Annotated in this window: 19 protein-coding genes; 15 read left to right on the top strand and 4 right to left on the bottom strand. The window is 68.7% G+C overall.

Features of this window, described 5'->3' with window-relative positions:
• Nucleotides 1-29: 29 nt before the first annotated feature.
• The 4 genes from KU887_RS31495 to KU887_RS31480 form a co-directional block, all read right to left on the bottom strand.
• On the bottom strand, nucleotides 30-854 hold the full coding sequence (locus KU887_RS31495; RefSeq protein ID WP_006482236.1) for an alpha/beta fold hydrolase: 825 nt from the start codon (nucleotides 852-854) through the stop codon (nucleotides 30-32).
• A gap of 148 nt (nucleotides 855-1,002) precedes the next feature.
• Nucleotides 1,003-1,995: a LysR substrate-binding domain-containing protein gene (locus tag KU887_RS31490; RefSeq protein ID WP_006482230.1), complete on the bottom strand. Its 993-nt coding sequence runs from the start codon at nucleotides 1,993-1,995 to the stop codon at nucleotides 1,003-1,005.
• A gap of 619 nt (nucleotides 1,996-2,614) precedes the next feature.
• On the bottom strand, nucleotides 2,615-3,475 hold the full coding sequence (locus tag KU887_RS31485; protein ID WP_077057127.1) for a ferritin: 861 nt from the start codon (nucleotides 3,473-3,475) through the stop codon (nucleotides 2,615-2,617).
• Nucleotides 3,476-3,498: 23 nt separating this feature from the next.
• The gene (locus tag KU887_RS31480; RefSeq protein ID WP_034203968.1) at nucleotides 3,499-4,446 is read right to left on the bottom strand and encodes a fatty acid desaturase; all 948 of its coding nucleotides are present in this window, start codon (nucleotides 4,444-4,446) and stop codon (nucleotides 3,499-3,501) included.
• 380 nt (nucleotides 4,447-4,826) lie between these two features.
• Between KU887_RS31480 and KU887_RS31475 the strand changes: the two genes are divergently transcribed.
• Genes KU887_RS31475 through KU887_RS31405 form a run of 15 tightly spaced genes read left to right on the top strand, consistent with a single transcriptional unit; the run spans nucleotide 4,827 to nucleotide 21,148 of the window.
• A complete protein-coding gene (locus KU887_RS31475) occupies nucleotides 4,827-6,590 on the top strand; it encodes a fatty acyl-AMP ligase (protein WP_241308518.1) in 1,764 nt (587 codons plus the stop codon).
• Nucleotides 6,587-7,297, top strand: coding sequence for an ABC transporter ATP-binding protein (locus KU887_RS31470; protein ID WP_058903861.1), 711 nt, complete (start codon nucleotides 6,587-6,589; stop codon nucleotides 7,295-7,297). The genes KU887_RS31475 and KU887_RS31470 overlap by 4 nt, the downstream gene beginning before the upstream one ends.
• Complete coding sequence (locus KU887_RS31465; RefSeq protein ID WP_006482237.1) at nucleotides 7,269-8,486, top strand: ABC transporter permease; 1,218 nt, start codon at nucleotides 7,269-7,271, stop codon at nucleotides 8,484-8,486. The genes KU887_RS31470 and KU887_RS31465 overlap by 29 nt, the downstream gene beginning before the upstream one ends.
• Nucleotides 8,483-9,226: an outer membrane lipoprotein-sorting protein gene (locus KU887_RS31460; RefSeq protein WP_006482245.1), complete on the top strand. Its 744-nt coding sequence runs from the start codon at nucleotides 8,483-8,485 to the stop codon at nucleotides 9,224-9,226. Before KU887_RS31465 ends, KU887_RS31460 begins: the two co-directional genes overlap by 4 nt.
• The gene (locus KU887_RS31455) at nucleotides 9,216-10,544 is read left to right on the top strand and encodes a hypothetical protein (RefSeq protein WP_111441964.1); all 1,329 of its coding nucleotides are present in this window, start codon (nucleotides 9,216-9,218) and stop codon (nucleotides 10,542-10,544) included. The genes KU887_RS31460 and KU887_RS31455 overlap by 11 nt, the downstream gene beginning before the upstream one ends.
• Nucleotides 10,545-10,557: 13 nt before the next feature.
• A complete protein-coding gene (locus tag KU887_RS31450; protein WP_258258762.1) occupies nucleotides 10,558-11,643 on the top strand; it encodes a hypothetical protein in 1,086 nt (361 codons plus the stop codon).
• Between the two features lie 58 nt (nucleotides 11,644-11,701).
• The gene (locus KU887_RS31445; protein WP_006481176.1) at nucleotides 11,702-11,956 is read left to right on the top strand and encodes an acyl carrier protein; all 255 of its coding nucleotides are present in this window, start codon (nucleotides 11,702-11,704) and stop codon (nucleotides 11,954-11,956) included.
• Between the two features lie 7 nt (nucleotides 11,957-11,963).
• Entirely contained in the window at nucleotides 11,964-12,839 is an 876-nt protein-coding gene (locus KU887_RS31440) for a hypothetical protein (RefSeq protein WP_048988599.1), read from the top strand.
• 1 nt (nucleotide 12,840) lies between these two features.
• The gene (locus tag KU887_RS31435; RefSeq protein ID WP_258258753.1) at nucleotides 12,841-13,470 is read left to right on the top strand and encodes a hypothetical protein; all 630 of its coding nucleotides are present in this window, start codon (nucleotides 12,841-12,843) and stop codon (nucleotides 13,468-13,470) included.
• Nucleotide 13,471: 1 nt separating this feature from the next.
• Nucleotides 13,472-14,455, top strand: a complete 984-nt coding sequence (locus tag KU887_RS31430) for a ferritin-like domain-containing protein (RefSeq protein WP_258258750.1) — start codon at nucleotides 13,472-13,474, stop codon at nucleotides 14,453-14,455.
• Between the two features lie 3 nt (nucleotides 14,456-14,458).
• On the top strand, nucleotides 14,459-15,442 hold the full coding sequence (locus KU887_RS31425) for a 3-oxoacyl-ACP synthase (RefSeq protein ID WP_006487266.1): 984 nt from the start codon (nucleotides 14,459-14,461) through the stop codon (nucleotides 15,440-15,442).
• Complete coding sequence (locus KU887_RS31420; protein ID WP_006493646.1) at nucleotides 15,432-16,607, top strand: PLP-dependent decarboxylase; 1,176 nt, start codon at nucleotides 15,432-15,434, stop codon at nucleotides 16,605-16,607. Before KU887_RS31425 ends, KU887_RS31420 begins: the two co-directional genes overlap by 11 nt.
• 16 nt (nucleotides 16,608-16,623) lie before the next feature.
• Nucleotides 16,624-18,207 carry an acyl-CoA ligase (AMP-forming), exosortase A system-associated gene (locus KU887_RS31415; RefSeq protein ID WP_059721433.1) on the top strand — a complete coding sequence of 528 codons (1,584 nt, stop codon included), beginning with the start codon at nucleotides 16,624-16,626 and terminating at the stop codon, nucleotides 18,205-18,207.
• The gene (locus KU887_RS31410) at nucleotides 18,204-19,298 is read left to right on the top strand and encodes a hypothetical protein (protein ID WP_080322817.1); all 1,095 of its coding nucleotides are present in this window, start codon (nucleotides 18,204-18,206) and stop codon (nucleotides 19,296-19,298) included. The genes KU887_RS31415 and KU887_RS31410 overlap by 4 nt, the downstream gene beginning before the upstream one ends.
• Nucleotides 19,298-21,148, top strand: coding sequence for an acyl-CoA dehydrogenase (locus KU887_RS31405; RefSeq protein ID WP_166677919.1), 1,851 nt, complete (start codon nucleotides 19,298-19,300; stop codon nucleotides 21,146-21,148). The genes KU887_RS31410 and KU887_RS31405 overlap by 1 nt, the downstream gene beginning before the upstream one ends.

The following is a 21,148-nucleotide window of genomic DNA, read 5'->3' as shown; positions in this document are numbered from 1 at the left end:
CTGCGCGCATGTCGCCGGTCGCGCGGTCGTCAGTTCGCGTGCAGCGGCTGCGCGTCGAACCAGTCGAGCAGCGTGCGCGTGACGAACGCGGGATTTTCCAGGTTCGAAATATGGCCGGCGTCCGGCACCAGCGCATGCGCGCAGCCGATCACGCTCGCCATCTTCACGGTTTCCGACGGCGGCCGCGCCATGTCGCCCGCGCCGCACATCAGCAGCGTGCGTTCCGCGTCGAGTTCGGCCAGTGCGGACAGCGTGTCGGGCCGGCCGAAGATCAGCCGACCGAGCGGCGCGATCGATTGCCGCAACCGGTCGGCGGGCAGGTTCGCCAACGCATCGCGAAACGCGGTCGGCACCGGATCTTCCAGATTCACGTCCGGCCGGAAGAACAGCGGCACGATCGCGTCGAGCAGCGGCGGCGCGATGCGGCCCGCGGCCTCGATCGCATCGAGCATTCCGAAGTAGCGGGCGCGCGTCGCGTCCGGCTCGGCGTCGAGCGACGCGTCCATGATCACCAGCGAGCGCACGCGCTGCGGCTCGCGCAACGCGAGCCGTGCGCCCCACATGCCGCCGACGCTGAGGCCGACGACCGCGCACTGTTCGATTTCCAGCGCGTCGAGCAGCGCGCTCGCCTGCGTGGCGAGATCGTCGAGCGTGTGCGTGCCGTCCGGCAGCGCGCCCGATGCGCCATGCCCCCACAGGTCCGGCACGATCACGCGATACCGGCGCGACAGTGCGTCGATCTGCGGCGCCCACATCGTGGCATCCCACAGATAGCTGTGCCCGAGCAGCACCGGAAACCCGGTGCCGTGATCGAGGTAATGCAGGGTACTGCCTTGAATGCCGTGTGCGGGCATGCTGTCTCCGGGAGGTCAGGACTCGGCGGTGGCCCGGAACCGGGCGTCGCGGTCGGTGGCGTTCCGTGACGAACGCGAAGCGGCGCATCATCGCACAGGTTGCAGGTATTGCGCATGACGCCGCGCACGACGCATTCGCCGGGCCGCACTATCCGACGCGATACATCGGCAGCACGTTGCTGCCGGCCGTGTCCTGCTCCGGCGCGAGCGCGGGGCACGCCTGATCGAGCAGCCAGTTGGTCAGCACCGCGATATCGAATTCGTTGCACGCGTCGGGGTTCTGCACGAGCACGTAGCTGCCCGACGCAACGGTGCAATGCGGGAACAGCTCGACGAGCCGCCCCTGCTTCAGCAGCCCGTCGACCAGCGGCCGCCTGCCGATCGCGATGCCGTGCCCGTCGACCGCGGCCTGGACCAGTTGATCGTACTGGCTGAAGTGCAGCGCGCCGGCCGGCCGCAGCCGCGGCACGCCGAGCTCCTTCAGCAAATGGCTCCACCCGTGCCACGGCCATTCGCCGCGCGGGTCGTCGAGATGCAGCAGCACGTGCTTGTCGAGATCGGCCGGCTTCATCGATGCGGCGTCGCCCATCGCCGTCAACAGGCTCGGGCTGCACACCGCCACGACACGCTCGCGAAACAACACGTCCGTATCGTCGGTCGACGTATACGGGCCGGCATAACGCACCGCCAGGTGCAAACGTTTGCGTTTAAGATCTTCAATTTCGCTCGTTGCCGACACGCGCACGTCGATGTCCGGATAGCTGGCGCGGAACGAACCGAGGCGCGGAATCAGCCACAGCGCGGCGAACGAAACGGTGGTCGACAACGAAATGGCGCGCTGGCCGACGCTCGACGACAGCTTGCCGACCACCGATTCCAGATCGGACAACGCGAACGAGATCGCGTCGTACAACTCGCGCCCCTTGTCGGTCAGCGTGAGCGAACGAATGTGCCGATGAAACAGCTCGATCCGGAGCTGCTCTTCGAGCGCCTTGACCTGCCGACTCACGGCCGATTGCGTGACGTTGAGCTCCTGCCCCGCACGCGTGAAGCTCAAATGGCGCGCCGCGCATTCGAAGCCTCTCAGGAAATCCAGCGAAGGCAGACTTCTCAATCGCTTTGCCAATCTCACATTAGCCATACCGCCGCCTCAAAGTTGCACCCATCGACAGACAAGTTGCCGTTCGTCTCCCTGGATCGTCTCTCCTATTTGGATTCGGAAACGATTTTATATTGAAGCATGGATGCATATCATTCTTATTTTCAATCGTGACACTTGTATTTATCTATCAATTTTCATCGCATCGATACGCTTACACGAACATTATCAAGTAGTGATTTTGTAAATTAATATGCGAACGAATCGAGCGTACCAAAAGGGTTGATAAATTGGCGTAAAAACAGGCGATTGCCGGCAAAATTCGACGTCATCGCATCCATATCGACGTCATGACAGAGGAACCATCCGATACCTACAAATCGATTTCAATCAGCCGACTTTTCATTTTATTTTCCGGATTGCGAAAACAAACAGTCTGCAACATACATACAAAATGCCATTCAAATCCGGAATTTAGCGTTTATTAAAATATACTAAACGGATGAAATCCGGTATTTTCATGCCGCCTCGTGAAACTGACGAGCCGATTATGTCCGGAAATGCATAATCCGCCGGCCGGCAGCGCCGGTCGGTGTGCATTCGATGCGCATGTCGGGCGGAATTCGGGCCGCGCCGCGCGACGACCGTCAAGATGAATCCGCTACGGACCGTCCGCCGCGCCATTCGCGCGCGCGGTCACTTCGCGGCGATAGCGGTTCAATTCCTGAGCGGTCGCGAACGTGCGCTCGAACAGGATCGACAGGTTGTGCAGGATCCGCTCGACGACCTTCTTCTCCCACTCGCCGTCGAACCGGATCTGCTCGTCGAGCCAGCGCTCGAGCCATTCCGGATCCGGCAGACGCGACTGCACGGTGTCGCGCGGGAACAGCGCCTGGTTCACGTGCAGGTTGGTCGGGTGCAACGGCTTCTCGGTGCGGCGCGCCGACGCCATCAGCACGCCGATCTTCGCGAATGCGGCACGGGCGACGTCGCCGCAGTCGTTCAACGCCTTCTTCATGTAGCGCAGGTATGCGCCGCCATGACGCGCTTCGTCGCGCGAAATCGTTTCGTAGATCTGCTTGATGACGGGCTCGGTGTGCCAGTCGGCCGCGCAGCGGTACCAGTGGTTCAGGCGGATCTCGCCGCAGAAGTGCAGCATCAGCGTCTCGAGCGGCGGCGCCGGATCGAACTGGAAGCGCACCGCGTGCAGTTCCTCTTCGGTCGGCACCATCTCGGGCTTGAAGCGGCGCAGGTATTCCATCAGCACCAGCGAATGCTTCTGCTCCTCGAAGAACCACACGCTCATGAACGCGGAAAAGTCGCTGTCGTGCTGGTTGTCGCGCAGGAACATTTCCGTCGCGGGCAGCGCCGACCATTCGGTGATCGCGTTCATCTTGATCGTCTTCGCCTGCTCGTCGGTGAGCAGCGAAGCGTCGAACTTGTCCCACGGAATGTCCTTCTCCATGTCCCAGCGGACCGCTTCGAGCGACCTGAACAATTCCGGATAGAGCATCGTCGTCACCGTCGTCGCAACGCGTGGCGCGGTCATGCCGATTGGGTCGAGGCCGGCGCGGCCGCTTCGGCATCGGGCTCGCGATCGTCCCGGTCGTCGTCCACCGCACGCGGCGACAGCCGGCCGCGCAGCAACGCAGAGTAGAACTGCCGATACGTGCGGTGGTAATAGCGGATGCGCGGCGCGATCGCGCCATGCAGGTCGTGCAGCCGCTCGATCGGCAGGTTCGGCATCATGTGATGCTCGACGTGATAGTTGTTGCCGTTCGTGAACCACGTCATGAACGCGTTGCTCTCGATCGTCCGCGTGTTGCGGAACGGGTCGGTGCTCGTCAGGTCGCAGCGGTAGTGTTCGGGCATCTCGACCAGCGCATGCACGGGCGCCGCGACCGATACGAGCGGCACGACCCACACCCAGACGACGAACCACGTGTGCAACGCGAACGACAGCGCGGCCAGCAGCGCGATCGCGGCGGCCATCAGTAGGTAGTCGCGGCGGATCGCGCGCGACACGAGCGCATTGTCGCCGAAGCGCGCGCCCGGCACGACGAGCTTCGCGACGTTCTTCGCGAACTGGATATAGTGCGCGGCCATCGACAGCCGCCACATCCACAGCCCGACGTTGACGACGGGGCGTGCGCCGTACTGGTCGCCGTAATCGAAGAACTCCTTGTTCTCCGGTGTGCCGAGCAGCCGGTGATGCCGCAGGTGGCTGTCCTGGTACGCATGAAACGACACGAGCATCGGCATGCCGAGCAGCACGCCGAACACCATGTTCAGCCGCTTGCTGCGGAATCCCTGGTAATGCAGCGCCTGATGCTGCAGCTCGACGCCGTGCGCGTACATCGCGCCGATCAGCAGGATGCCGACGATCTTCAGGATCACGAGCGTCGACAGCGCGAACATCATCCCGTGCGCGATGAGCGCGACGTAGACCGCCAGCTTCAGCGAGAAGACCACGCCGCTCGGGCGGCTCTTCATGTCCGCAACCGGTTTCGGGCGGGCGACAAGCGATGAGGTGACGGACAAGACGCTCTCCTTGAGCCGGACTGCCCCGGCACGATGACGCGGCGACGCTGGCGCGCTGCCGGGTTGCAATTCTTCTGTGAGTCGATGTTTCGGACAAACGAATTTTCCGAACGCATTGCATGACGCCTGCGCATGAGCGCACCACATCGTGAACTAGACGACCGGTCGAATGAGACCGACCAGTCACCTCGTGGATGCGCGCTGCTCATGCATAGCCTGCATAGATTCCGTTTGTCGCCGCCGATCGATCCGGCAAGAATCCTCCTCACTCGACGAACGGCGCCGCCGGCACCGTGGCGCGAGCGGCCGTGTTCCTCAAGGGGAGAATCCTCGTGACGAAGTGCGCTTCCACCATTCACCGTCTGATCGAATCGCTCGAGGACGTCGCGGGCGCCATGCATCGCATGACGTTCGTCGACGACGCGGGCCACGAAGCGGGCATCACGTACCGGCACTTCGCGGAAGCGGTGTTTCGCCAGGCCGGCGCGCTGCGCGAGCTCGGGGTGCGCGAGAACGACCTGGTGATGCTTGCGCTGCCGGCGTCGGTCGAGCATGCGGTCGCGATGATGGCGTGCGTGATGACGGGCGCGCTGCCGTGCACCGTGCCCGTTCCCGCGCGGCGTGCCACGGCCGGGCGGCAGGTGGCGGACGTCGCGTGCGAGCTGTACCGGCCGCGCCTCGTCATCGCCGCCGACGCGCAGGCCGCGGCCTGGCGCGACGACGCGTTTCCCGCGGCCGCCACGCGCGTCGTCGATCTCGCGACGCTGTCGAGCGCGGCGGATGCCGGCGCGCGCGCGCTGATCAGTTCGAAGAGCGGCCGCGATCCGCATCATGTGCAGCTCACGTCGGGTTCGACGTCGTATCCGAAAGCCGCGGTGCTCAGTCACGAGAACGTGATCGCGAACGTGCTCGGCATCGGCGGATCGGTGCGCTTCGACATCGCGGCCGGCGACGGCACCGCGTCGTGGCTGCCGCTCTATCACGACATGGGGCTGCTCACGCTGCTGTCGAACCTGCATTACCGCGCGCCGTTGCTGATGATGCAGCCGAACAGCTTCATCCGGAATCCGCTCGGCTGGCTCAAGCGCATCGCGTCGGCGCGCGCGACGACGACGTCGGTGCCGACCTTCGCGCTGCGCTACTGCGTGCGCCGCTTCAATGCCGCCGCGATGGATGGCGTCGACCTGTCCGCGTGCCGCAACATCTTCATCGGCGGCGAACGCGTCGACGACGCGACGCTGCGCGATTTCGCCGCGACGTTCGCGCCGTACGGCCTCGCGGCGTCGGCGCTGCAACCGTGCTACGGGATGGCCGAATCGACGCTCGCGGTATCGATGCATCGTGCTTGGCACGAAGGCGCGGTCGATGGCGCGCCGTACGTGATCGCCGATACGCTCGACCGGCGCGCGCTGATCGAGCGCCGCGACGCGCAGCCGGCCGCCGCGAACGATGGCCAGGACACGGAGACCGAAACGGTGCTCGCGATGGGCACGCCGATCGACGGGATGGCGTTCCGCATCCTCGACGACGGCGACCACGCGCTGGCCAATCGCGCGGTCGGCGAAGTCGCGATCCGCGGCACGTCGGTGATGCTCGGCTACCTGAACCCCGACGACGGCACGATCGCCGCGCCGCTGACGGCCGACGGCTGGTTCCGCACCGGCGACATCGGCTACGTCGCGGACGGCCAGTTGCATATCCTCGGCCGCAAGAAGGAAGTCATCATCATTCGCGGCAGCAACTATTTCCCGCACGAGATCGAGGAAGCGTTGGCCTCGCACTGCGCGCTGCGCAAGAGCACCTGCATCGCGTTCGGCCTGCCCGATCCCGAAACCGGCACCGAGCGGCTGGTCGTCGCGATCGAGGCGCGGCCGGTCGACGCGACGCCGCAAACGCGCACCGAGTGCCAGCAACTGCTCACGTCGCGCATCGGCTTCGCCGCGCAGGATCTGTGTTTCGTCGAGCCCGGCTCGCTGCCGCGCACGACGAGCGGCAAGCTGCAGCGCCTGAAGTGCCGCGATCTCTATGCGAACGGCGCACTGCCCGTGATCGCCGCGCCGGTTGCCGCCGAAGCCGGCCAGGGAGCGTTCGCATGACGGCCGTCCCGCTCGACTCCGTGCTCGAACTGCGCGACGTCACCCGCGTGTACGAAGGCGCGGGCCGCGTCGTCGCGGTGCGCGGCGCGACGATCTCGATCGGCCGGCGCGACGTCGTCGCGCTCGTCGGACCGTCGGGCAGCGGCAAGAGCACGCTGCTCAACCTCGCCGGTTTTCTCGACGTGCCGAGCAGCGGCGAACGCTGGCTCGAAGGCCGCCGGATCGACGACGCGCCGGACACGCTCGAACGGATTCGCCGCGAGCGCATCGGCTTCGTGTTCCAGCAATTCAACCTGATTCCGGTGATGTCGGCGCTCGAGAACGTCGAGCTCGGCTGCTTCGCGTGGGGCACGCCGCGCACGCGGCGCGAACGCGCCCGCGCGATGCTCGACGCGGTGGGCCTCGCCGCGCGCGAACGGCACCGCCCCGGCGAGCTGTCCGGCGGCGAGCAACAGCGCGTCGCGCTGGCCCGCGCGCTCGCCAAGGAGCCGGCCATCGTGATCGCGGACGAGCCGACCGCGAGCCTCGACAGCGCCAACGCGCGGGCGGTCGCCGAGCTGATCCTCGACACCCAGCGCACGCTGGGCACCGCCTTTCTGATTGCGTCGCACGACGATCGTCTGTGCGCGCACCTGCCGCGCCGCATCGAGATGCGCGACGGCGTACCGGGAGTGAATCGTGAACTGGTCGACGTTTGCGTGGCGTAACCTCTGGCGCAACCGGCGCCGCACCGTGCTGACGATGGCGATGATCGGCGTCGCCGCGTTCGCGTCGAGCCTCGCGCTCGGCTACGTGATCGCGACGTTCGACGCGGTGCGCGAAGGCTCGATCGACAGCGGCGTCGGCCACGTGCAGGTGCTGCATCACGGCTATCTCGACCTGATCGGCGAACGGCCGCTGCAGTACGGGCTGAGCGCCGACGAACAGGCTGCCGCCACGCAGGCGATTGCAAAGCTGCCCGGCGTCGCGACGACCGCGCGCGGCATCGACTTCGACGGACTCGTGTCGAACGGCGATCTCAGTTACGGGTTCGTCGGCGAAGGGATCGAGCCGAACCGCGAACCGCCCGGCTTCTTCGACTATCACACGGTGCTGTCGGGCCGCTACCTGTCGCCGACGAACGCCGGCACCGAAGTCGTCGTCGGCGCCGAGCTCGCGCGCAAGCTCGGCGTGCACGTCGGCTCGGTCGTGCAGCTGATGGCGTCGACCGCGCACGGCGGGATCAACGCGACCGACGCGCAGATCGTCGGTGTGATGAGCACCGGCAACAAGGACGTCGACGAGCGGATCGTCAACGTGACGTTCGCGGCCGCGCAGGCGCTGCTGCGCACCGACCGCGCGTCGCGCATCGCGGTGTTCCTCAAGGACACCGCCGGCACGCCGGCCGCCGCCGCGACGCTGCGCGCCGCGCTGCCGACGCTCGACGTGCGGACCTGGGACCAGCTGGTGTCGCTCTATCACCAGGTCGTCGCGCTGTACAAGAACCAGTTCTCGGTATTCGGCGCGATCCTCTGCGTGACGATCCTGCTGTCGATGAGCAACTGGATCCTGATGAGCATCGTCGAGCGCCGCCGCGAGATCGCGACGCTGCGCGCGCTCGGCGTGCCGGCCGCGACGGTGCGCAGCGTACTGATCCAGGAAACCGCGCTGCTCGGCCTGCTCGGCGCGGCCGCCGGCATCGCGCTCGCGCTGCTGACGATGGTCGCGCTCAATCACGCGCAGATCCACCTGCCCGCGCCGCCCGGCCGCGTGAAACCGATCCTGCTCGAATTCACCGTGTCGCCCGTCGCCGTGGCTGCCGTCGAAGCCGCGTTCGTCGTGCTCGGCGTGGCCGCGGCGCTGCTCGCGACGCTCGGGCTCGCGAAACGCAACATCCTCGAAGGACTCGCCCCATGAATCGCATTCGTCTTACGTTCGCCGCGTTCGTCGCGTGCGTGCCGCTCGCCGCCCACGCGGCCGACGCGCCGCCGGCGCAGACCATGCTCGCCCGTGCCGATGCTTACCGCAGCACGGCCGCCGATACGCAGACCAACATCGAGATCACCAACGAAGTCGGCGGACAATCCGGCGACGCGACGCGCTATCTCGTCTACACGCGCGGCAACGGCGACACGCTCGCGCTGACGCGCAGCGGCGAGAACGACGGCCAGAAATACCTCGCGACGACGCGCGGGCACTGGTTCTACGTGCCGAACACGCGCAGCGCGGTGCGCATCAACGGAATGCAGCGGCTGCAGGGCGAAGTCGTGATCAGCGACATCACGCGCACGCACTGGGCCGACAGCTATCGCGCGACGGTCGCGCCCGGCACGACGCCGATCGCCGGCAAGCCGGCCACCGAGCTCGATCTGACCGCGACCGATCCCGACAACGTGTACCCGACGATCAAGCTGTGGGTCACGCCCGATACCGACGTGCCGCTGCGCGCGCAGTTCTTCCTCGCGAGCGGCCTGCTGTTTCGCAGTGCGGATTTCTCCGCGCCGGTCGACGCGAACGGCCGCAAGGTGATCCGCAAGATCACGTATCGCAACGAGGTCGAGAAGCAGCGCGCGAGCGTCGTCGACATCCTCGACGGCCAGCCGCGCAAGATTCCGTCGGGCTGGTTCAATCCCGACACGCTCGCCGATGGCCAGTGAGTACGACGCCGATGCCGACGCTCATCGTGACCGCCGCCGTTCATCGCCCGAGCGCGCCCGTCGCGGCTGGCCCGGTGTGGCGCTCGCCATCCCGCTCGCGCTCGGCTGCACGCTCGCGCACGGAGAATCGCTGATGGACCAGCTCGGCACGCTCAACGGGATCGGCTACGCGCGCTCCGTCGACAGCATGGACGGCCACGCGCTGCTCGGCCGCCTGATCGGCGATTCGCCGCGCAACCAGCAGGAAGCCGGGCTGCTCGCGCGCATCGACGGCGAGAACCTGTTCGTGAATGCGCGCGTGGTCGCCAGCAACCATTCGCTCGGCGCGCAGGCGAGCCGCTTCAACGAAGCCGGCGTGCGCTACGCGTTCGACAACGGCATCACGCTCACGGCCGGCAAGCGGATCGATACGCTCGACACGTCGCAGGCGTTCTTCCCGCTCGGCTTCTTCCAGAAACGGGCCGCGACGGCCGACATCTACGATCGCTACGGCGACGTCGAAGGCACACCGCTCGTCGAAGCGAAATGGGCCGGCGAGCAGACCACGCTGCAGTTCATCGCCGGCGAGAACCGCACCCTGCGCAACGACGTCGACAACCGCGACGTCGAAGGCGCGACGCAGCTGGTGCGCGGCGCGTACAACTGGTCGGGCGGCTCCGCCGCGCTGCTCGCCGGCCGTCACGCGGGCCGCGGCGGCGCGGGCGCGACGCTGTCGTTCGACGTCGCGCGCTCGAACACCGTCTACGCGAGCGCGTGGCTCGAACGCGGCACGACGCGGCCGCTGCCCGCCTTCATCGCAAACGGCACGCCGCTCGATTCGGCGGCCGCGTACGACGCCGTCGATCGCCGCAACGATCGCCAATACATGTGGCGCAGCGCGCTCGGCATGCAGAGCGCGCTGCCCGGCAACCTGTCGCTGATCGTCGAGTGGTCGCACGACGAAGCGCGTTACGACGCGAGCCAGTGGCGCCGGATGGTCGGCGCGGTGCAGGCGAACAATGCGCTGCTGCCCGTCGCGCCGGGCGCCGCGCTGGCCGGCCTCGGCGGCACGGCCAGCTTCGTGAGCGTCGACGGCAGCCTGCGCGACTACCTGTTCGCGCGGCTCGGCAAGAAGGTTGGCCGCATCGAGTATTCGCTGCGCGGCGTCTATTCGCCGCAGGACAAGGGCCTGCTCGCGATCGCGCAGGTCGTCGCCGACGTGAACACACGCGTGAGCGTCGATGTCGCGCTCACCCATGCCTTCTCCGACAGCCAGTCCGAGTACCGGATGGTCGGTCTCGGCACCCGCATCGACGCCGCCGTGCGCGTGCGTTTCTGACAGGAACCCTGCCATGTCCACGCTTTCCGCCCCCGCCCCGCTCGCACCGTCGCTGCTCTTGCGCGTGGCCGATCAGGCCGCGTATCCGGTGCTGCGCCACCTCGACGCGATCGGCACGCCGCCGCGCGCGGCCGCCCGGCTCGTCGAGGCTGCCGCCGTGCGGCTGCTCGACAGCGAGATGGTGATCGCGTTGCGCGCGTCCACGCCCGACGTGCTGCCCGACGCATCCGCGTCGACCCCGCTGCGGCACGACGAAGCGCCGCTCACCGAAGCGCTGCTCGAGCAGATCGGCCGCGAAGGGTTTCATCACCTGTTCAAGCCGTTCATGCGCGCGTTCATCCGCATCATGTTCGGGCTGTTCTTCTCGGACGACCAGAACCGCCGCGCCTGCGAGTGCATCGACGCCGGCCACAACTTCGCGTTCCTGATGAGCGACGGCGGCGGCCCGACGCTGGCCGCGTGGCGCACGGTCGTACGCAGCGACGACAACGGGCTCGCGCTGACCGTCGACAAGGTGTGGGGCATCGAGGCGCATCGCGACTGCATGGCCGTGGTCGCCGCGCGCTTGCCGGGCGTGATGTTCCCGGCCGCCTACCTCGTGTGGCCCGACGAATACCGGAAGCTGAAACGCTCGACCTGCGGCGCGCCGTTCCTCGCGGGCAACCTGCAGCTCGCGAACGTCGGCGGCCAGGTGCGCGTCGCCGCCGAGGACCGCCTGCGGATCGGCGGCCCGACCGTGTTCAACAAATACCTGACCGTCGTGCGGCCGTACTTCGTCCGCGCGCTGATGGCGCACGTCGGCTGGCTCGAGCGGACCGGCCGCGTCGAACTCGACGCCGACGCGCGCGCCGTGCACCGCTTCATCGCGGACGCCGCGCGCAGCCAGACCGACGATGCGCACTACAGCTTCGGCAAGGTGCAGCGCGTGCTCGCGATCAAGCTGCTGTCGAACGAGTTCCTGACCGCGCTCGTGCGCGACGGCAAGGTGCCGCTGTTCGACGACCAGCGCGACCTGCTGGCGTTTTCGAAGATGGAAGGCAGTTCGTACCGTTGTTATCACGAGCTTCGCAAGAGCCTGCGCTGCGAAGCCGGCAATTGATCCACGCGACAGGCCGATCGATCCCGATCCAATCCACTCAACTTCAGGAGCTCCCCTCATGACGACCCAGAACGTTCCGGCCGACGCGCTCGACATCCTGTCCCGCGAAGTCGCGAAGATCCTCAATGTCGAAACCGTCGACACCGACGCCGGCATCGGCGAACTCGGCATCGATTCGCTGAACATCGTCGAGCTGATCGTGTTCTGCGAACAGCTTTACGGCTCGATCGATCCGGAAGCGCTGAACATCACGCAGTACACGACGCTGCAGCAGCTCGACGCGCAACTGCGCAGCCAGCAGCACGCGGCCTGATCCGACCATGCTCGCGCCCCTTGCCCCCGTGGCGGCCGCCGCCGTCCAGCCGGCCCCGGCGACCGCGCTGACCGTGCAGGCGCTCGCGTACCGGCGCGTCGCGCCGTCGCGCGACGGCGCGGCCGTGCCGCTCGACGACACGGCCCGCGCGATCGGCACGCTCGCGTGCGCCGAACGCGAGCGGCTGTGCGGTGCGATCGGCGCGGACGACTACGTGGTCAGCTCGACGATCCTGTCGATGCTGCTGATGAACGATTCGCCGCAGCATCGCGTGTTCGCGCAGGCCCTTGCCGGCGCGAACGACTACACGCCCGACTGGATGACCTGCTCGTACGAATGCGCGGGCTGGGGCTACGTGCTGCGCCGCACGCTCGCGACCGCGGCGGAAACCGGGCCGCGCACGCTGCTGCTGCAGATCGTCGACATCGACGTGCACGGCTACACGTACTGGCACGGCAACCCCGCCTGGGGGCGCTCGGGCTTCGGCGTCTGCACGCTGCTCGTCGACGTCGGCCGCGAACCGGCGCAGTCGGTCATTGCGGACGCCGCGCCGCCGGCCAGCGCGGTCGTGCGGCTCGGCCGCGACATCCGCACGTTCTGCGCGGCGCGCCCCGGCCTGCACGCGGCGCTGCCGTTCTTTCCGGCCACGTCGCGCCGCGCGCTGCTCGCGTCGGTCGGCAAGACGCCGCTGCTGCCGGACGGCCACGGCGTATTCGGCCATGCGTTCGGCAGCGACCCGTGGCTGTCGGTGCTGCTCGCGCACCGCGACGGCGATACGCCGCGCCGCGCGGCCGTCTGCTCGCTCGCGCTGAACGGCTATTACGCGATCGCCGACGTCGCGTTCGCGCCGGACGCGACGTTCGCTCTCGACGGCGAGGCGTGACATGGTGCGACCCGTTCACTTCACGTACCGGATCGAGCGCGACGCGCGACAGCCTGTGGCGGTCGCGGCCAGCGCGTACCGGATGCCGCTCGACACGCCGGCCGATTACGCACGCGCCGCGCTCGCGGAAGCGGCCGGCGATGCGTACGACGCGGGCAATACGTACGACGTGGCCGGCGGCGAGCGCCGCGTGCTGCTCGATCACGTGCAGTATTTCGCGTTCCTCGCGGAAATCACCGCGCGGATTCGCGACGCCGTGCATCCGGACGCACGCCTGTTCATCGAAGTGTGCGCACCGTATTTCGGCGCGCTGCCGGCCGAACTGCTCGCGCCGCACGTGCTGCTCGGCGTGCACCTGTACGACGAAGCATTGCGCGACGCATCGCGCGGCGCGCCGGTCGTATGGATCGGCGACCGCATCCTGCGCGACGCGGAGTTCGCCGGCGACAACCGCGTGTGCTGCGCGATCTTGCCCGCGCGGCTCGCCGACGCGTTCGACGCGCAATTGCGCGGCGCGTGGCCGTCGTTCGCGATCCGCGTCCAACCGCACCCGGGCGCGTCGCGCGCCGCCACCCCGTTCACCGATTCCGCTCATCATTCCGGCGCCGCCGCGCGGCCGGGGAGACCCTGACATGAATGACACGCTTACCGTGATGCAGGACACGGCCGATATCCGCTGGTCGATGCCCGTCGACGCGCTGATGTCGAACGACTACGCACTGCGCGAAGAGGCGCTGAACCGGCTGTACGAGAAGGCGAAGGCCGCGCAGTGGGACGTCGCGACCGACGTCGACTGGCGCCACGACCTCGACCCGGCGAACCCGCTCGGCATGCCCGATCCGACGCTCTTGATCTACGGCACCGAGCTGTGGGGCAAGCTGGCCGACGCGGACAAGCGCGAGGTGCGCCATCACGCGCAGGGCTGGCTGTTGTCGCAGATCCTGCATGGCGAGCAGGCCGCGCTGATCTGCGCGTCGAAGCTCGCGTCGGCCGAGAATGGTCTGAGCGCGCGGTTGTGCGCAGCCGCGCAGATGATGGACGAAGCGCGCCACGTCGAGGCCTACGCGAAACTCGTCAACGAGAAGCTCGACGTCAGCTACCCGATGAGCCGCTCGCTGAAGGGGCTGCTGCACGACACGATCACGAGCAGCGCGCTCGACATGACGAACCTCGGGATGCAGGTGCTGGTCGAGGGCATCGCGCTGTCGATCTTCCAGAGCGTCGTCGCGTACAGCACCGATCCGTTCATCAAGGACCTGTTCCTGCGAATCCAGCGCGACGAAGCACGCCACTTCGCGGTCGGCCGGATCACGCTGTGCCGCGTGTACGCGGAGATGAGTTCGCACGAACTGCGCGAGCGCGAGGAGTTCATCTGCGAAGGCGCGGCCGTGCTGTACGACCACCTGTGCGCGGACGACATCTGGGAACCGATGGGTCTGTCCAGGCGCGAATGCAGCGCGATGGTGCGCGAATCGCCGGTGTCGAGCTCGATCCGCCGCTCGATCTTCCGGCGCCTGGTGCCGACGATCCGCGAGATGGGGCTGCTCACGCCGACCGTGCAGGCGACCTTCGAAAAGCTCGACGTCCTCGACTACGCGGCGATGCCGCTCAACTGAACCATGACGACGACCTCCTCCCAAGCGTCACGCGATTTCTGGATCGGCATCGACGCGGTGGCCTACGAGCTGCCGGGCCCGCCGGTCGATATCGAGGCCTGGGCCGCCGAACGCGACTATCCGGCGCAGCGGGCGGCCGCGATCGCGCAGTCGGGCAGCCGCTATTTCCACATGGCGCTCGACACGAGCGAGACCGATCTCGCGATCGCGGCGGTCGGCCGGCTGCTCGACACCGCGCGCGTGCATCCGTCCGACGTCGGTGCGATCGTGCACGTCCACACGCAGCAATTCAGCGTGCCGCCCGCGCCGCGCAGCCTGCCGCACGAAGTGGCCGCGCAATTCGGCATCGAGCCGCTGTGGCTCGGCTCCGTCGCGCAACTGAACTGCGTGTCGGTCGCGGCCGGCATCGAGACCGTGCGCGCGCTGATGTGCCGCCATCCGCAGCTCGACGCGGCGCTCGTCGTGTCGTCCGACCGCGTGTACGGCGAGGATTACCGGATGCGGCAGATGACGGGCGTGCAGTGCGACGGCGCGGCCGCGATGCTGATCGCGCGCAACAGCACGAAGAACCGGCTCGGCGGCATCGCGATCGAGACGCACGCGAAATGGCATCGCGGGTCGGACACCGTCGCCGCGAACGAGGCCGACCTGATCATGATGGAGTGGCCGTACACGCGCCGCGCGATCGACGCGGCCGTCGCGCTCGAGCCGCATGCGCTCGACGCGTACGACCTCGTGCTGCCGCACAATGCCGACCTGCCCGGCTGGAACGCGCTGTGCCGCGCGATGCGCGTGCCGGCCGAGCGGCTGTATGCGGACAACATCCATGCGCGCGGCCACGCGTGCTGTTCGGATTTTCCGATCAACCTGGCCGACGTCGGGCTCGACGCGGTCGCGCACGGCAAGCGCGTGCTCGGCGTGATGCAGTCGAACTGCGGCGCGTATGCGGCCGCCACGCTCCATCCGGTGGGCCGCCATGACGCCTGAGCGCCCGCTTCCATCCGCCGGCGATCACGCGTGGATCGCCGATCTGCGCACGCCGTGCTACGTGTACGAGCCGGAGGTCGCGATCGCCCGCTACCGGTCGCTGAAGGCGCGCCTCGGCACGCGGCTGATCGTGTCGCTGAAGGCGAACCCGAACCAGGACATGCTCGCGCGCTGCGCGCATGCGTACGAGGACGGCGTCGAACTCGCGAGCCGCGGCGAACTCGACGCGGTGATCGGCCGGATCAAGACGGCGCGCTACCTGAACAATCCGTCGATGGACGAGATGTTCATGCGTGCCGGGCTCGCGTCGCGCTGCCATTTCGTGCTCGACAACCCCGACGCGGTCGCCCGTTTCGTGCCGCTCGCCCGCGAAGCGGCGGCCGGCGGCAGCACGCCGGGCGCCGTCCTGCTGCGCGTGAATGCCGGCGCGCTGGCAGGCGTTCACGCCCGCGCGCAGTGGCACGACCACTTCGGGATGACGCCGAACGAGGCGCACGACGCGGTGCGCACGCTCGCCGCCGCCGGCCTGCCGGTGGCCGGGCTGCACGTGTTCTCCGGCCCGCATTCGTTCATCCGCCAGGACCCGACGCAGCCCGACACGCTCGTGCTGCCCGAGCGGCTCGCGGCGCTGGCCCGCGATCTCGCGCCCGCCAACGGCGCACCGCTCGGTTCGTTGAGCCTCGGCGGCGGGTTTGCCGACGATCATCCGGGCGATGCCGCGTTCGAACGCTATGCCGCCGCGCTCGCGCCGCTGGCCGGCCGGTATTCGCTCGCGCACGAATCGGGCCGCGCGATCTTCGCCGATGCGGGCGTGTTCGCGACGCGCGTCGTCGCGGTCAAGACGTGGCAGGACCGCACGATCGCCGTTTGCGACGGCGGCCTGTCGCATGCGTTCCTGCTCGCGCAGACCGAATCGGTGATGCGCCGCCTGGCCGCGCCGTCGCTCGTGCGCCGCATGCCCGCGCCGCCGTCGCGCGGCGTGCCGACGCTCTACGTCGGCAGCACCTGCAGCCGCGCGGACGTGATCGGCCGCGACGACGCGGGCGCGCCGCCGCAGGTCGGCGACATCGCGGTGTTCGAACGCTGCGGCGCGTATCACCGCACGTACTCGATGGCGCATTTCCTGTCCCACGAAGCCGCGCACGTGTACGTGCGGCCGGCCTGAACCCGAGGAGCCGATCATGAACGCATTGATCAGCATCGCCGACCTGCTCGAACACGGCGCCGAGCGCTGGCCGCATCATCCGGCGTATGCCGACGGCGGCGGCACCCTGACTTACGACCAGCTCGCCCGCGCGGTCCGGCGCGCCGCCGCCGTGCTCGCGGCGCGCGGCGTGCAGCCCGGCGAACGCGTCGCGATCTACGCGCCGAAGCGCGTCGAAACCGTGGTCGCGATGCTCGCGGCCAACGCACTCGGCGCGATCTTCGTACCGGTCAATCCGCAGTTGAAGGAAGCGCAGATCGAACACATCGTCGCCGACAGCGGCGCCGCGCTGTTCGTGACCGGCGCGCAACGGCTCAAGCGCCTGCCGGCGCTCGCCGCGCTCGTCGGCGCGCGCACGCTGCTGATCGAGGAGCTGGCCGATGCGATCGATTCGCCGGCCACCGACACGCCGGCGTCGGCAGCGGCCCCCGCCGGCCGGCCGGTCGACGACGATCCGGCCGCGCTGCTCTACACGTCCGGCTCCACCGGCAAGCCGAAGGGCGTCGTCGTATCGCACCGCAACCTGGTGTCGGGCGCATTCAGTGTCGCCGCGTACCAGCGGCTCGCCGCCGACGACGTCGTGCTCGGCGTGCTGCCGCTCAGCTTCGATGCGGGCCTGAGCCAGCTCACGACCGCGCTGGCGTCCGGCGCGTGCTACACGCCGCTCGACTTCCTGCAGCCGGCCGAGGTGCCGCGCCATTGCGACGCGTTCGGCGTCACGTCGATCACCGGCGTGCCGCCGCTGTGGATGCAGCTCGCGTCCGCCGGCTGGAGCGACACCGCACGCACGCGGGTCCGCCGCTTCGCGAACACCGGCGGCCATCTCGCGACGCCGCTGCTGCACCGCCTGCAGGCGCTGTTCACGCAGGCTTCGCCGTACCTGATGTACGGGCTGACCGAGGCATTCCGCTCGACCTACCTGCCGCCCGCGGATGCCGCGCTGCGCCCGACGTCGATCGGCAAGGCCGTGCCGAACGCGGAGATCCTCGTGCTGCGCGCGGATGGCAGCGAATGCGCGGCCGACGAACCCGGCGAACTCGTGCATCGCGGCGCGTTCGTCACGCTCGGCTACTGGAACCGGCCCGAGCTGACCGCGCAGCGTTTCCGCCCGCTACCGCGCCGGCACGGCGAGATTCCGCGCCCGGACGTCGCCGTGTGGTCGGGCGACATCGTGCGGCGCGACGCGGACGGCTACCTGTACTTCGTCGCACGCGGCGACGACATGATCAAGACGTCCGGCTATCGCGTGAGTCCGACCGAGGTCGAGGACGTGCTGTTCGCGCTGCCGCACATCCGCGAGGCCGCGGTGTTCAGCGTCCCGCATCCCGCACTCGGAGAAGCGATCGCCGCATGCGTCGTATCGACGCTCGACGCCGACGCGTGCCGCGCCGACATCGCCCGCGCGTGCCGCGATGCGTTGCCCACCTACATGAACCCGCTCGTCGTCGAGCCGCTGCCGGCGTTGCCGCGCAACCCGAACGGCAAGATCGACCGACCGGCGCTGAAAGCGCAGTATCGCGACGCGTTCGCGCGCCCGAACCTCGAGGAGACCGCCGCATGACCCTGTCGACGCTCGATGAAACCTGTATCGGCGCGCCGCGCGTCGCCGCGCCCGGTACGCTCGCGTTGTCCGGCGGCGTCGTGGTGCTGCCGCCCGCCGTCGTGTTCAGCGCGATCCAGGCGCAAGAGCGCCACCCCGGCTACCGGCACCTGCTGCTGCCGCAGGCGCGCTTTGCGCGGCCGCGCGGCATGGGCGCGCTGACGCCCGACGAAGGCACGCGCCTCGCGCCCGGCGGCCGGCCCGCGCTGCGCGTCGCGCCGCCCGGGCGCAGCCTCGCCGACCTCGCCGCCGACGCGGCGCTGGACCTGCGCGACCAGCTCGGCTCCGGCGCGCTGGCGCGCACCACGCACGTGATCGTCGCGAGCTGCGCGCTCAACGAAGGGATCGGCGACTCGGTCGTCGGCCGCATGCAGTACGAACTCGGGCTGCAGCGCGTGACGCCGTTCGCGCTCGGCCAGAACGGCACGCTCGGCTGGTATTCGGCGCTGATGCTGCTCGACGGGTTGCTGCTCGACGAGGGCGACCAGGCGCTCGTGATCCTCAGCGACAAGTGGCTCTACCCGTTCTTCCGCCAGTTCGGCGACCTGGTCGGCTACGGCGACGCGGCCGCCGCGCTGCTCGTATCGCGCGCGGGCCCCGCGCCGGAGCCGGCCGCGTGGGGCGGCGTGCGCGCCGTCGCGCTCGAATTCGGGCCGTCGGTCACGGATCCGTGGGCCGATGCGCCGGCCGCGCTGCGCGACACGCTCGCGCCAGTCGCGGCCCGCGCGATCCGCCGCGCGCTCGAGCAGGCGAACCTGCGCGCGAACCAGATCGACTGGTGCGTGCCGCCCGGCTTCGATCCCGGCTTCGCGGCGCGTGTGGCCGACGCCGCGTCGATTCCGGTTGCCGCGCGCATCCAGCACGACGGCTCGGGCCATCTGTCGTCGGCCGAATCGGCCGCCGCGCTGATCCGGCTCGCGGGCGCGCTCGACGAAGGCGAGCGCCGCACGGTGCTCGTCTGGGACGCGGCGCTGCATGGCGGGGCCGCCGCCGCCGTCGTCGACCTGGCCGGCGGCCTCGACGCCGCGCTCGACATCGAAGGAGACGCATGATGAGCGCATACAAGGTGAGCCTGCGCGAGCTGCGCTTCTTTCTGTGGGAACTGTTCGAGGCCGACAAGCGGTTCCTGGCGGAGCACGGCCTGTACGGCACGCACGATCGTGCATCGATCGACGCGCTGCTCGAACGCGCGCGCGACTTCGCGCTCGACCTCGGCCGCAGCTATCAGCAGGCCGACGTCGAGGGCTGCACGCTGCTCGACGACGGCCAGGTCCGGATTCCGTCGCATTTCCACGCGCTGTGGGCGCGCTTTCGCGACGAATGGTCGAACACGCTGTTCGGCACCGCGCACGGGCTGCCGCCGATCGTCACGCAGATGATCTACGAGATGTTCATGGGCGCGAATCCGTCGTTCATGACCTACGGCGGCTTCACGCGCCCCGCGATCAAGCTGCTGCAGATGCACGGCACGCCGCACCAGAAGGCGCTGATTGCGCCGCTCGAAGCGTACCGCTGGGACGCGTGCTTCTGCGCGACCGAACCGCAGGCCGGCACCGACCTCACCGCCGTGGCGCTGCGCGCGACGCCGATCGAACGCGACGTCTACGCGATCGACGGCGAGAAGGTCTACATCTCGGCCGGCATGCACGAACTGACGGAAAACACGCTGTATTTCGTGCTCGGGCGCATCGATACCGCGTCGCCGGATTCGTTCTCGCTGTCGTGCCTCGTCGTGCCGCGCTTCTGGCCCGACGACGAAACCGGCGAGCTGCAGCCGAACCATGTCGACTGCATCGGCCTGCCGCGCAAGATGGGGCTGAAGGGCTGCGCGAACACGCATCTGGTATTCGGCGCGAACGGCACGACGAAAGGCTGGCTGCTCGGCGGCCGGCGCAACGTCGGCCTGCTGCAGCTGATGCCGCTGATGAACCAGGCGCGGATGAGCACCGGGATGTTCGGCGTCGGCGTCGCGTCGAGCGCGTACCTGCACGCGGTCGAGTATGCGGGCCGCCGGCTGCAGGGCCGGCCGATCGAGCGCGCGTCGAACACCAATGCCGCGCGCGTCGCGATCGTCGAGCACGCGGACGTGCAGCGCATGCTGGTCGACATGAAAAGCCGCGTCGACGGCTGCCGCGGCCTGCTTGGCAAGCTCGCGGCGACCGCGACGCGCGCGGCGATGCTCGAGGCGACGCCCGACGCCGACCCGGCGGAGATCGAACGCCATCGCAAGCTGCAACTGCTGCTGACGCCGATCTGCAAGGCGTTCATCTCCGACCAGGCGTGGCGCATCTGCGAAACGGCGATCCAGGTGCACGGCGGGCTCGGCTATACCGACGCGAGCCCCGTCGAGCAGAACGCGCGCGACGTGAAAATCCTGTCGATCTGGGAAGGCACGAACTACATCCAGGCGCAGGATCTCGTGCGCGACAAGCTCGGCTTCGGCCGTCATTCGCGGCTGATCCAGTACTACCGCGACGAACTCGACGCGTTCCTCGCGCAGCAGCATCACACCGCCACGCATGCGGAATTGCGGCCGCTGTTCGATGCGCTGCGCGCGGGCGCCGACCGCATCGCCGCCGCGCTCGACGACATCGCGCGCGACGTGCAGGACGGCCACACGCATCGCAGCAGCCAGTTCTACACGCGCTTCCTGGAGATGTTCGGCGTGGTCACGTCGGCGTGGGTGCTGCTCGAATCGGCGACGATCGCCGCGCGCCGGCTCGATGCGCCGGAGACGGCCGACACGCCAGCCGAACTCGCGTTCTATCGCGGCAAGCTGAAAAGCGCGCGCTACTACTTCGCAAACGTGCTGCCCGTCGTCGACCAGCACGCGGCCGTGATCGCCGCGATGGCGCACGCGGCGATCAGCGTCAGCAGCGACGAACTCGCCGCGGTGGAATGA

Source organism: Burkholderia sp. EMB26, assembly GCF_024730645.1.
Classification (GTDB): Bacteria; Pseudomonadota; Gammaproteobacteria; order Burkholderiales; family Burkholderiaceae; genus Burkholderia; species Burkholderia cenocepacia.
Note: the sequence above shows the minus strand (reverse complement) of the source record. Positions and strands in the feature narration are given on the sequence as shown.